Here is a 12,186-nt window from a genome sequence, read left to right on the forward strand (position 1 = left end):
TAACGATTTCGACATTATGCATAAGCAAATGTCGAAATCGCATAAAACCTACAGCACATTTACCATTTTTTTTGCATCTGGATTATTCCCCCCAGTCCATATCCTGCAAGCATCAGCTCCAGAATAAGAAGGATTCCGCTCAGCCTGTCCGGGACAGAAAAGAGCATCAGTGCATATCCCCACATATTAAAAACGATATGAAGTGCGATACCTGCCGCTAATGTATCATATTTTCTTACCACATAACCGATCAATAATCCGATTACTCCGGCACAGATTCCCTGCGCCAGATTCAGATGATAAATACCAAACAGTACCGCCTGCAGAAGATTCGCAATCCAGAACGCCAGTCCTGCTTTTTCAAAATAATGGTGGATCAGTCCGCGGAAAATCAGTTCCTCCACAATCGGAGCCAGAAGAACTGTATAAAATATAATCGCAAGAGACATCGTTCCCATTCCCGAATTTCCGAGCAATTGTTCATAATCTTCCAACGCCTTTGGAAGGAGAATTTGTATGGCAATCATCATAAGGCTGCTGATTCCCTGGACCCCGATTCCGACTGCCGCCAGGTAAAGCGGTGCTCTTCGAACTTTCCCTACATCCTGCACCGGGGAAAACCGGTATCCTGTCTCGAACCGATACCAGATTCCGATCAGCATGATCAAGATCAATGTGATCGGCACTGCATTAACTGCAAGTGTCGGAGCTGTTCCCAGAATCTGATATGACATGATATTCATCAGCGACTGAAGCATCAGTACTGCCGGCAATACCAGAAATCCCAATACAAACGCCGTCACCCTCTGCTTCCATGATTTATATTTCCTATTCTTCACACGCCAAGTCTCCTTTCATACTTCCTCGGTATCCCGTCATATAACGGTTCATATTATCCGTTATTTTATCACCTTTTTTTCACTCGTACAACGCCAATTTCTATACAGTCGTATCCCCTGATTCTTATGGATTCCACCCGCGGGAACATTGACTGTACCTCCCGCAAATGTTATACTGTATCATAATACAAAGCACCACTGAAATGAATTCATCATACAGTCTATTTAAGAATCAGGGGGCTGTCTATGTCCAAAGAAAATTATTTTCAAAAAGCACTATCCAATTTCACATTTGAAGTAGCAAGCGACGGTGCCATCCGCCATCTGGCCGGGCACGGATATACCGTCCCCCAGATATCCAAAAAGCTTAATTTTCCCACACCTTATGAACGGATTCAGCGAATCGTATGGGAATCGATGCTGGACAACCGCATACTTCTTCTGGAAGAGCCCGGAAATGCAGGCATTCACAAAAAAATCTCCTACATTCAGGATAGGGACAGCTACGGAAGAACCAGCTTCCGTCAGGTTATTGTCAGTGAAACTACGCTGCCGGAGATTCATTGGACTACCTATACTTATGATCCCGATACACATGGTCCACTTTCCGACTTACTTTCCGCAAAATATGCTGCAAATTCTGAAGATGCCTATGCATCCTGCGATTTCGGTCTGCGGCTTTTGAAAGATCCTGCAGGATTCTCAGACTCTCTCAAGGTTCTGGAGGAAAATCAAAGAGAGTATATCCTCGGTCTTCCCTGGGTAAGCTCCGTCGTCTACCACCGGCTCGATTTGCGGATGCGGACGATTCTTGTCAGATTATATGAAAATGACCTCTATCAGGGATGCTGTTATTTTGGAACAACCGGCGAGAAAGTTATTTTGAACTGAATTGCCGGAAAGCTTTTTTATCTTTAGGGTAAGTGCAATGACGTTCGTTGTATGTGCATGGTAAATGACTCTGTGCGCACCATTGGTTGCCAACTTTTTCACTTCATGATTCATAAGATAGCTAGGCAGTTCACTGGTCGGTCTTCCTCCGTTTACCAGGCCCCAGCAGATTCTGTAATTTTCACCTTTTTCATCCAATTCTATGATACAGATGCTGTCTTCCGGATCCAGGATGACGTTGCGGAAATATTTTCCGCTTCCTGTTACCATGAAGAATTCTCCTGCCAATTCAGGCACAGAAGTTCCGATTTCTTTCCATTCTCCGTCAAGACTGAGATATTCTTTTACTTCTTCAACCTCTTCCTCTTTCATGCGGTAAGACAGGTTTCCGCCATTTCTCTCATGCCATCCCTGCTCCCATCCGTCATTACACATACGAATAAATCCCTGTACAAATTTTACATCCATAATACTCCTAATCTTTTCTCCTTCCAAATTTAGTTTCTCTTGCTGAGTACTTCTGCTTCGTATTTTTCTACTTCTTCAAACCAGCCTTCAGATGCCACACCACATCTTCTGCAGTATTCTTCCCAGACATCTCCCAGCGGAAGTGTCTTGATTTCTTCCTGGAGCACCATTTTCTTAGACATCTGATTCGTATCCTGAAGTTCTTTAAGCATCTCGTTTGGTGTGCAAAGGGCATTTAAGAGTGCTTTCTGGAAACTTCTGAATCCGGTTACCCATGCAGAAATACGGTTAATAGAGGCATCAAAGTAATCCAGTGCGATATAAGTCCGTTCCATACCTCTTTCACAGCGGACAATTTCTTTTGCGATTTCTTTTGTCTCATCATCAAACAGAACCACATGGTCGGAATCCCAGCGAATCGGCCGTGTCACATGCAAAGCAATCTCCGGGAAAAATGTAAGTAATGCCGGAATTTTATCTGAGACAACTTCTGTCGGATGATAATGTCCGTTATCCATAAGCGGCAGGCATTTATCAATATTTGCCGCTGCATAGCTGAGTGCATATTCTGCGGATCCCACCGTATAAGCCTCGACTCCGATACCAAACACCTTAGACTCTACACATGGTTTTAACATCTTTGGATCGTATGGTTCAGAAAGGATCTCATCAATTGATTCTTTATAGCGCACTCTCGGTCCCATACGGTCCGCTGGGATATCCTTATAGCCGTCACCTGTCCAGATATTCATAACACATGGAAGGCCTGTCTGTTCTGCAAAATATGAGGAAATACGTACGCATGCTTTTCCATGCTCGATCCAGAATCTTCTTGTCTCTTCATCCGGGCTGGACAACGTCAGGCCGTCTTTCACCTTATCATGTGAGAAAAACGTCGGGTTAAAGTCTAATCCCATTCCTCTCTCTTTTGCGAAATCAACCCATTTCTGGAAATGCTTTGGTTCCAGTTTGTCACGGTCTGCAAATTCACCGTTTTCAAAAATTGCATAGCATGCATGCACATTGATTTTTTTCTTTCCCGGCATAGACAATGGAAGGAACATCTCAGAAGGATATCCAAGACTTTGGATGAAAGCTTCATCCCATTGTTTATAAAATGGATTCACAAGTTGTGTCGATGTTCCGTTCGTATACTCCGACAATTTATTTCCGGTCAATAAGAACTGGAAATAATCCGGCAGCATCAAAAATGTCTTTGCTTTTTCCAAAAGTTCCGGTGTGTTCTGTTTCACAGCCATAAGCTGGTAAACGGTATTAAAGATCTGTTTCTGGATTCCGGTCTTCTGATATAATTCCGGCTCCGGAATGGTCTTGTATACTTCCGTATCCATTCCTGTTGTCCGACCGTCCCGATAGCCATATGTGTCTCCAAGGATCTGATCATTTTCATCCAACAGTACATAATCGACCGCCCATGTATCAATGGACATACTTACCGGAATTTTCCCGATCTCTTTACACTTTTTCATTCCTGCCACAATTTCCGAAAACAATCTCCGGACATCCCATAACTTTTTCCCGTCCCGGATGGTCATTTCATTTTCTCCTTTCTTTTTCCCTTCCTGTTAAGGTAAATATATCAAAAATCATTTTGATATTTTAGATTCTGTTTTAACCAAAAAACTGTCCTTATTTTCCATTATGCAAAGCAAAAAAAATAAACAGAACCGGTGTCTGTCACCCATTCTGTTTATTTATCTTTTGCTAAATTCTTATTGTACGATCGTTCTTATGCTCCAGCCTGTATTTTCTCGGCGTCATTCCATACCGTTCTTTGAACTGACGGTAAAAATAGCTTTGGTTCTCATATCCTACAGCTACCGCAATCTCTTCAATCGGAAGATCCGATTCTACCAGCAGCATGACTGCCTTCTGGAATCTCTTGCGCTGCAGCAGCTCCTGAAATGTAAATCCTGTGGTCTGTTTAATCATTTTACTCAGCACCGAGAGCGACTGGTGAAAATCTTCTGCGATTTTCGACAGCGTTGCCGTCTTATACCAGGTATCGATGTAAGATAACGTTGACTGCACAACCACATCCTTATAGCTCTGTGAGGAACTCTGTGTCAGACAATCAACATGGCGCAGAAGATACAGAAAAACGATCCCCATGGAATATTGATTGATGCTGTCTTCATTCTACTCATCATTCAGCATGGAACTGATCATATTTTCCATGAGGTTCTCAATTGCCTGATTCTCTCCCAGTCGGAACACCAGATAATGGGTGATCGTTCCCTGACACACATACATAATTTCAATGTAATTATGCCGATGGGCCGGGAAATCGATAAACCGGCTGTGCAGGCGCACCGTAATCAGACGTCCCTCTTTCAGGAAACGGTTACGATCAATTTCAAATTTAATTTCACTGGTATAAAGTTCTTTGTTGACAGTCGCATTTCCGTCCAGATAGCTCTGTTCTTCCGGAGATATCTCCTGCATTTTCCTGATTAATTCGGGGTTCATGATTTCCCGTCGCCTCTCTGTCCGAGATTGATTATAATGTTCCTCCGAAATCGGTCCAGATTGCCTGACCCGTAATCGCGCGTGACTCATCGCTTGCAAGGAACAACAGAATATTTGCAACATCATCCGGCATACACGGCTGAACTCTAAGATCACTGTGTTTTGCCATCTGTCCCATCATATCCGGGTCAAGAGTTGTCGGATCGGTTCCTGCAACCATAGGTGTCACGATCGTACCCGGACACACTGCATTACAACGGATATTGGTTCCCGCAAAACGGAGAGCTGTATGGCGTGTCACACCAATCACAGCTGCTTTGGAAGATACGTAAGCTGCTCCGCCGCATCCCATTACACCTGCAATAGAAGCCACATTTACGATAGAGCCGTAACCGGTCTTTGACATTTCTGCTGTAGCGGCGCGCATGCAGTACATGGTTCCTTTCTGATTGATCTCTACGATCCGGTCCAGATCTTCATCTTTGAATCGATCAATCGGCTTCAGGCCTTCTTCAAGAACTCCTGCATTATTGATCAGGATATCTACTTTTCCATATGCCTCAACAGCTTTTGCTACCAGCATGTCCGCATCTCCTTTTTTGGAAATGTCTGTCACGACCGGAAGCACTTCTCCTCCTGCTTCGCGGATTGCATCGGCAACATCTTTAAGCTGCGCTTCTCTGCGGGCACTGATCACAACTTTTGCTCCTTCTTTTGCAAAAAGTTTTGCTGTTGCAGCACCTACTCCGGAATTTCCTCCAGTAATGATAGCTACTTTTCCTTCTAATCGGCTCATTTCATCGCCCTCCTCTTTGTTATTTTTTTAACACATAGTTAATTATAACCGTTCTCTTACAGCAGGTCAATCTGTTTTTTCCAATGCTTAATTTATCATTCTGCCATTTCCATCCTTGATTTTCTTCGGAAAAATCCGACTCCGATTCCGATGTCCTTTCCGGAAAGGATATATTCTTTTGCCCGTTTCTGAAGTACGGTGACTTCCGGATAATTCTCTTTATCTTCCCTGACCTCCGCAAAAATACGCTGTTCTGCCTGCGGAAAACGATGATGTATATTTACAATTTCAAACAGATTCTGGAACTGTATAATATTACTTGTTTCCGGCAGTATCTCCTTAAGCGCCGGTGCAAGAAGCCAGGAATCACAAACATATGCTTCATAGCTTTCTCCGAAGAATTCTTCAGCCTGCCGGAACGATTTTCTGCACTCTGTAATATCCAGTTTCTCACCTGCCGGGATATGTACATTGAGCACTTTCGTACCAGCTTCCAGCTTTTCGCTCTTTCCTGTCATATCTTCCTGAAGTGTCATAGGTTCAAACTGGATTCTGCCCAGACGGAACAGCCTCATCTTAATAGAAAATGCAATCCATCCGGCTTCATTTATTCCGTAGACACCGTATTTTCTTTTGCATTCCTCACACCAGATCGTAATATCATAAAACGTATCCACAAATATTTTTTCTGCTATACCCTGTCTCTTATATTCTTCATATACTTCCAATGCCAATTTCAAATAAAAAGAGAGAAGCCACTGCAGATGATTCTCACTTTCTTTCCATTCTCTCAGAAATGCTCTCGTATCTTTGTAAAACAGATCTTTCTTTTCATTATACATTTCCTCCTCCAGGAGAAATCTGACTACTGTCTCTTGCGCTTCCTCCGGGAGACGAATCTTATTCATAAGTTCTTGTATTTCCATACCTAATGTCCCTCTTTCGTTTGCATTTCATATTTATTAAATCAGACTTTCCCATAGTTGTAAAGTTCATAACTTTCCAATATCCAAAACAGGAGTGGAACTTTCGTCACACTCCTGTTCTTATTCTTTTAAGATGGACTATTCCGCCAGATGGCATGCCACCTTATGTCCACTTGCCACCTCTCTAAGCTCCGGTTCCTCCTGCCTGCATTTTTCTGTCGCATACGGACACCGCGTGCAAAACGCACATCCTGCAAACTTCTCTGTCCTCACCGGCTGCTCCCCATTAAGCGCTGCCACTTCTCTTCTCTGTATATACGGATCCGGTGCCGCCGCAAAGAGCGCTTTCGTATAAGGATGAAGCGGATTTTCAAATAATTCCTCCGTTCCCGCTTCCTCCATCATGGAGCCTAGATACATGACTCCAACTCTGTCCGATATATACCGCACAACCCCAATATCATGTGAGATAAACAGCAGACTGATTCGAAGCTCTTTCTGCAGATCCATCAGCATATTCAGGATCTGGGCCTGAATAGACACGTCCAGTGCAGAGACCGGCTCGTCACACACGATCAGCTTCGGCTGAATGATCAGGGCTCCTGCAATTCCCAGACGCTGTACCTGTCCGCCGGAAAGTTCATGGGGATATCGAAAATAATGTTCTTCCGACAGTCCCACTTTCTGCAGGATTTCGAGCACCGTCTCCCTGCGTTTCGCAGCATCACCCATACCGTGAATGATCAAGGTCTCTTCCAGAATATCTCCGATACGTCCTCTCGGATTGAGTGCGGACAAGGTATCCTGAAACACCATCTGCAGATCTTTTCGCAGTGGTCTGAATTCCCGATCACTCAACTGACAGAGATTTTTTCCGTTATACAGAATTTCCCCGCTGTCCATCTTATTAAGTCCTACGATAGCGCGACCGGTGGACGATTTTCCACATCCTGATTCTCCCACAAGCCCATAGATTTCTCCTTCTTCAATATAGAAGGACATATCATTGACAGCAATCATATGCTCTTTCGGTGCAAACAGCTTATTCGAGGTCCCCCGCAGCGGATATGTCTTTTTCAAATTCTTTACTTCCAGCAAATGTTTCCCCATACCTAGCCCTCCTGTTCCTGCTTCTTTGCATCCGCATATTTCCAGCATTTTACAAGATGTCCCGGCTCTGCCTCGCAGAGCGGCGGCTGTGTCTTTCTGCATCTCTCATCCGCATCCTTGCATCTGGTACAGAAATGGCAGCCTTCCGGAATTTTTGTTAGTGGAGGTACGGTTCCCGGAACAACCGGAAGATGCCTGCCTTTCTCCACGCCCAGATGCGGAATACATGCCAAATTTGCTGTCATCTTTACGGTATAATCGTCTACTTCCTCGAATACAGAACCACCGATCAGTGTATTTGCTTTAGCAGAAAGCTCCAGCCAGCGGTTCATAGAAGCAACTACGTCATCTGCTTTCATTTCTTCGCCGTTATGAAACTTCACGCCCTGACGAAGTTTGAAGGTATAAACCATTCCATCTTCGCTCACTTCATAAGATTCAGCCAGCACCGGAACCGGAACGTTTCTACCCCATTATACTGGAGTTTAAGGTACACGATCCCGAAGACGAGGCTTCTCTCAAAGATACCGTAAATGACGCGCTGCGTCAGATTCAGGAAAAGCAGTATGCAGCGCAGTTGCTCTCCCGCGGCATCATGGAGGATCACATCCGTTGTTATGGCTTTACTTTTCAAGGTAAAAAAGTACTGATAGGATGAATAATAATAATGCCCGTGGATTTCAGGCGCACACATACGGAGAAATCCACGGGCATTGTTCAAGTACGCCTCGACGTACCTCTTCGAAAACCGCATTATAATTCCACCTCAAACGGCAGATGTGAAAGGATATCTTTCTCGGCATCCACTCCAGGATATACTTCAATCAGCTTCAGACCTTTTGGTGTCAGACGGAATACACACCGTTCTGTGACATACAGTACCTTCTGACCGTTGGCAATGGCCCGCTTAGCTGAGAAACTAATGCTTTTTACTTCCTCTACAAACTTCGGGATCGTACCTTCCTTTTCAATTGTAACGACCCCTTTCTTCTGGGAAACCTCGAGCCCCTTGGTATTAAACGTCAGGCAGAACACAACTGTCGGTGTTTTAGCTGTAATATTGGCAAATCCTCCGATTCCCGCAAAGGCCCCCGGGCCACGGTGTGCGTTGACATTTCCCTGTCCGTCCACTTCCAATGCTCCCATGAAGCAAACATCCAGCCCGCCATTATCATAAAGGTCAAACTGGTTGGCCATATCATAAACTGATGCTGCACCGATCATGGCGCCAAATGCCTCCCCGGATACCGGGAATCCACCGATTCCTCCGGACTCAACCGTCAATGTCACCATATCCAGCATTCCGTTCTTTCTTGCATGTCTGGAAACCATTTCCGGAATACCGATCCCGATATTCACAATGTCATCCAGGCGCAGCTCCATTGCTGCCCTCCGGCCGATGATATTTCCGACGGTGTTGTTCTTCGAAGCTTTCGAAGAAACCGTATCGATCTTCTCATTCCACATATTCCACTCTTCATAAGGAATCTCAAAGCTTCCGGTCAAAGCGGTATACGCTTCATTCCGTTCTTCCGGTTCTGCCACAACAATAGCATCCACAAGACATCCCGGAATGATCGCATTTCGAGGACGAGACGGTGTATTTACAAGGCGGTCAACCTGCACGATCACCTTTCCATGATTCGCCTTAACCGCCTGACAGATGGACAATGCGTCACCGGACATAAACATATCATCAAAAGAAATATTTCCTTTACGGTCTGCTGCCGTTCCCTTGATCAGAGCAACTGTAAGTTTCGGCAGCTTATAATAGAGAAATTCCTCCCCATCCACTTCGACATGTTTGACCAGAGAATCATCAATCGAAATCCGATTGATTCCAGGCCCTTCCATTCTCGGATCCACGAAAATATCCAGCCCCACCTTGGAAAGTGCTCCCGGCAGTCCGCCCGCCTGTGCACGGATTGCGTGAGAAATGCAGCCCAGCGGCAGATTGTATGCCTCAAACCGATCCTCCAACACAAGCTTCTTCGTACTCATCATAGCACCAAAATGCCCACAGATCAGTCGGTCTACAGCACCTTCCCGAATATACCCTTCCGCATTACGGTTTTCATCCCACACACCGAAACCGGCACTGGAAACAATCGTCAGATGTCTGGGTGACTGCATCCTCTGGTACCTGTCAAAGAGTGCCTCATGAAGTGCTACAGGATTTTCAATTCCTACAAACGAATTTACACAAATACAATCTCCGTCCCGGATCAGTCGAATTGCCTCATCGGCACTCATTATTTCATACATGAAAAATGTCCCCCTCATAACATAACACAGCACCGGTGAACAAGGAATCCTACATCCTGCCTGCCGATGCCGTTCTACTCATAAATCTGTAGCTATTCTATCAGAATCATTGTATAAAGTCCAGAACTTTCCTGTTATATTGCCTCAATTCTACCGTTCCTCCAGGAATTCCCGCCGATACTGGGACGGTGTGATTCCTTCTGTCTTTTTAAATACCTTGGTAAATACCCGATAATCTCCATATCCGGTCTGTTCTGCAATCTCCACCATGGAAAGCTGCGTAGACACAAGGAGTTTCTTCGCTTTCTCCATACGGATGTTTGTCAGATAAGAGAGGAAGCCTACTCCGATCTCGTTTTTAAATAACTGGCTGATATACTGCGGATTCAGATGAAATTCTTCCGACAGTACGGAAAGACTCACTTCTTCGGCCAGATGTTCCTGCATATATCTGGTGATCCCGGTAATCACACGCTCGTTCTTCACTCCTGCCTTTCCTTCCTCCGACACCCGCTTTTCATACAACAATATCTTCAGATTATCAATACAAATTCCAAATTCTTCGTAATCAACCGGTTTCAGAATATAATCCGTGATCTGAAAACGAAGCGCCTGCTGACAATACGAGAAATCATCATATCCGGACACAATAACAAAAGCAATGCCCGGATGTTTGATTCTGCTGAGCTGGATCACCTTCAGTCCGTTCATGATCGGAATATTGATATCCATGATCACAATGTCCGGACAAAACGTATCGATCCGTGCCAGCGCTTCCATTCCATCGGCTGCTTCGCCAAGAACTTCACAGTCATGCCCTTCCCAGTCAAACAGACGTTTAAATCCTTCTCGTATCATAATTTCGTCATCCACCAGCCGCATCAGAAGATCTGCTACTTTCTTATCATCATTTAACTGGGCCTGAATCCGGATCGTGTCCAGTGTATTATAGAGGAAATGGGGATTCACCTGACTTTTCAAATAAAGCATGGACATCTTCTGTTCCGTCAGTTCTGCACGCAGAATGTCCGGATTCTCAAGCGTCAGATAGAAAGCCATCGTCATCAGAGTCATACCCATTCCGCTGATAAGCCAGGTCGGATTCACCGCCTGCAGCAAGGATACACATACTTCGATCACAAGAGCTGCACCAATCGCCTTTTTCTTCTTTCCGTCAATCTGGTTCCAGTGGCAAAACAGCAGCCAGATAAATCTTTGCCACCAGATCAAACCGCCGAGGTTTTCCAGTCTCCTCTTCCACCAGTACCGCAATCAGAAGAATCGAAAATGTTTGATGTAGCCTCGAGTGTTTCTGCCCTGCCGAGAAATAGACAAACGCCACGAATGTCAGGACCAGAAACAATGCTATTTCCATTCGAATCATATACGCTCACTCCTATGATACTATTGTAATTTATTTTCCTACATCCGGATAGAGACAGAATGCAGGGAAGTGTGTCAGTTTTATAGAAATTTAATTGACATTCCTCTTTCAGGCGATATAATAGTTCTAATTTAAACTATCCAGGAGGGACAATATGCCCGTTTCGGGATCAAGGAGGTACACTAACGATGGAAATACTCTACAAAATTGTCATTTGTTTTATTGCAGGAATGGGCGCAGGACTGGGAACCGGATTTGCCGGAATGAGTGCAGCCGCTGTCATAAGTCCCATGCTGATTACATTTCTGGGCATGCCTGCATATGATGCAGTTGGAATCGCACTGGCAAGTGACGTCCTTGCCAGTGCTGTCAGTGCTTATACTTACGGCAAAAATAAGAATCTGGATATCAAAAACGGTCTTGTCATGATGATCACCGTCCTGATCTTCACGTTCGTTGGAAGCTTTGTGGCAAGTAAAGTCCCAAATTCAACCATGGGAAGCTTTTCCACATGTATGACACTTCTGGTCGGCATCAAATTTATCGTGAAGCCGGTTATGACAACCAAAGAAAAAATGGCATCTGTCAGTCCGAAAAAACGATTTGTTCAATCGGTATTAAGTGGTATGATCGTAGGCTTTATCTGCGGTTTCATCGGCGCCGGCGGTGGAATGATGATGCTTCTGATCCTGACCAGTGTTCTGGGTTACGAACTAAAAACCGCTGTTGGTACCAGCGTATTTATTATGACCTTTACAGCATTAACCGGAGCGGGAAGTCACTTTATGATCGGCGGTATGCCGGAAATGCTCCCTCTGATCCTCTGTATTCTCTCAACACTGTTATGGGCACGCATTGCTGCCAAATTTGCAAACAAGGCAAGTGCAGCAACACTCAATCGTTCCACCGGAATTGTACTTACCATCTTGGGCGGTGCAATATTCCTTGTCAATATTGTCAGCTAAAAATAATGGGATACCACCGGTATCCCATTATTTTTTATCAGAAATCACAATA

At 44.7% G+C, this 12,186-nt stretch carries 15 protein-coding genes and 1 pseudogene; 3 read left to right on the forward strand and 13 right to left on the reverse strand.

Annotation, left to right across the window (positions count from 1 at the left end; translation table 11 throughout):
* Window positions 1–59 precede the first annotated feature (59 nt).
* On the reverse strand, window positions 60–839 hold the full coding sequence (locus ACTNA4_RS03865) for a lysostaphin resistance A-like protein (RefSeq protein ID WP_441028625.1): 780 nt from the start codon (window positions 837–839) through the stop codon (window positions 60–62).
* 246 nt (window positions 840–1,085) lie between these two features.
* Between ACTNA4_RS03865 and ACTNA4_RS03870 the strand changes: the two genes are divergently transcribed.
* Window positions 1,086–1,730, forward strand: a complete 645-nt coding sequence (locus tag ACTNA4_RS03870) for a hypothetical protein (RefSeq protein WP_441028627.1) — start codon at window positions 1,086–1,088, stop codon at window positions 1,728–1,730.
* Here ACTNA4_RS03870 and ACTNA4_RS03875 read toward each other — a convergent pair.
* The 9 genes and pseudogenes from ACTNA4_RS03875 to ACTNA4_RS03915 all read right to left on the reverse strand — a co-directional run.
* Window positions 1,659–2,198 (reverse strand): class II aldolase/adducin family protein, encoded by a 540-nt coding sequence (locus ACTNA4_RS03875; protein WP_441028629.1) that lies wholly within the window; start codon window positions 2,196–2,198, stop codon window positions 1,659–1,661. The genes ACTNA4_RS03870 and ACTNA4_RS03875 overlap by 72 nt on opposite strands.
* 29 nt (window positions 2,199–2,227) lie before the next feature.
* Window positions 2,228–3,754: an L-rhamnose isomerase gene (locus ACTNA4_RS03880; RefSeq protein ID WP_441028631.1), complete on the reverse strand. Its 1,527-nt coding sequence runs from the start codon at window positions 3,752–3,754 to the stop codon at window positions 2,228–2,230.
* Between the two features lie 169 nt (window positions 3,755–3,923).
* Window positions 3,924–4,250: a helix-turn-helix domain-containing protein gene (locus ACTNA4_RS03885; RefSeq protein ID WP_441028633.1), complete on the reverse strand. Its 327-nt coding sequence runs from the start codon at window positions 4,248–4,250 to the stop codon at window positions 3,924–3,926.
* Window positions 4,251–4,358: 108 nt separating this feature from the next.
* Window positions 4,359–4,688 carry a hypothetical protein gene (locus tag ACTNA4_RS03890; protein WP_441016514.1) on the reverse strand — a complete coding sequence of 110 codons (330 nt, stop codon included), beginning with the start codon at window positions 4,686–4,688 and terminating at the stop codon, window positions 4,359–4,361.
* 31 nt (window positions 4,689–4,719) lie between these two features.
* Window positions 4,720–5,484: an SDR family NAD(P)-dependent oxidoreductase gene (locus ACTNA4_RS03895; RefSeq protein WP_427808220.1), complete on the reverse strand. Its 765-nt coding sequence runs from the start codon at window positions 5,482–5,484 to the stop codon at window positions 4,720–4,722.
* Between the two features lie 95 nt (window positions 5,485–5,579).
* A complete protein-coding gene (locus tag ACTNA4_RS03900) occupies window positions 5,580–6,410 on the reverse strand; it encodes an acyltransferase domain-containing protein (protein ID WP_427808222.1) in 831 nt (276 codons plus the stop codon).
* 138 nt (window positions 6,411–6,548) lie between these two features.
* Window positions 6,549–7,520, reverse strand: coding sequence for an ABC transporter ATP-binding protein (locus ACTNA4_RS03905; RefSeq protein ID WP_441028635.1), 972 nt, complete (start codon window positions 7,518–7,520; stop codon window positions 6,549–6,551).
* A 2-nt stretch (window positions 7,521–7,522) separates the two neighbouring features.
* Window positions 7,523–7,765 carry an oligopeptide/dipeptide ABC transporter ATP-binding protein gene (locus ACTNA4_RS03910; protein ID WP_441028781.1) on the reverse strand — a complete coding sequence of 81 codons (243 nt, stop codon included), beginning with the start codon at window positions 7,763–7,765 and terminating at the stop codon, window positions 7,523–7,525.
* Window positions 7,760–7,978: pseudogene (locus tag ACTNA4_RS03915) on the reverse strand (ABC transporter substrate-binding protein); the annotation flags it as partial. The pseudogene ACTNA4_RS03915 and the gene ACTNA4_RS03910, both read right to left, overlap by 6 nt.
* A gap of 20 nt (window positions 7,979–7,998) precedes the next feature.
* On the opposite strand from ACTNA4_RS03915, the gene ACTNA4_RS03920 reads away from it, so the two are divergent.
* The gene (locus ACTNA4_RS03920; RefSeq protein WP_427808813.1) at window positions 7,999–8,178 is read left to right on the forward strand and encodes a PD-(D/E)XK nuclease domain-containing protein; all 180 of its coding nucleotides are present in this window, start codon (window positions 7,999–8,001) and stop codon (window positions 8,176–8,178) included.
* Window positions 8,179–8,273: 95 nt separating this feature from the next.
* Here the strand turns inward: ACTNA4_RS03920 and ACTNA4_RS03925 are convergent, their stop codons facing one another.
* From ACTNA4_RS03925 to ACTNA4_RS03935, 3 genes are all read right to left on the reverse strand, one after another.
* The gene (locus tag ACTNA4_RS03925; RefSeq protein ID WP_427818932.1) at window positions 8,274–9,785 is read right to left on the reverse strand and encodes a CoA-transferase; all 1,512 of its coding nucleotides are present in this window, start codon (window positions 9,783–9,785) and stop codon (window positions 8,274–8,276) included.
* Window positions 9,786–9,935: 150 nt separating this feature from the next.
* Window positions 9,936–11,015, reverse strand: a complete 1,080-nt coding sequence (locus ACTNA4_RS03930; protein WP_441028637.1) for a helix-turn-helix domain-containing protein — start codon at window positions 11,013–11,015, stop codon at window positions 9,936–9,938.
* Window positions 10,960–11,169 (reverse strand): hypothetical protein, encoded by a 210-nt coding sequence (locus tag ACTNA4_RS03935; RefSeq protein ID WP_427808804.1) that lies wholly within the window; start codon window positions 11,167–11,169, stop codon window positions 10,960–10,962. The genes ACTNA4_RS03930 and ACTNA4_RS03935 overlap by 56 nt, the downstream gene beginning before the upstream one ends.
* Window positions 11,170–11,357: 188 nt before the next feature.
* Here ACTNA4_RS03935 and ACTNA4_RS03940 point away from each other — a divergent pair, with 188 nt between their 5' ends.
* The gene (locus tag ACTNA4_RS03940; protein WP_427808805.1) at window positions 11,358–12,134 is read left to right on the forward strand and encodes a sulfite exporter TauE/SafE family protein; all 777 of its coding nucleotides are present in this window, start codon (window positions 11,358–11,360) and stop codon (window positions 12,132–12,134) included.
* Window positions 12,135–12,186: the final 52 nt, after the last annotated feature.

It is taken from the genome of Bariatricus sp. HCP28S3_A7 (assembly GCF_052066375.1).
In the GTDB taxonomy this organism is placed as follows: Bacteria; Bacillota; Clostridia; order Lachnospirales; family Lachnospiraceae; genus Allocoprococcus.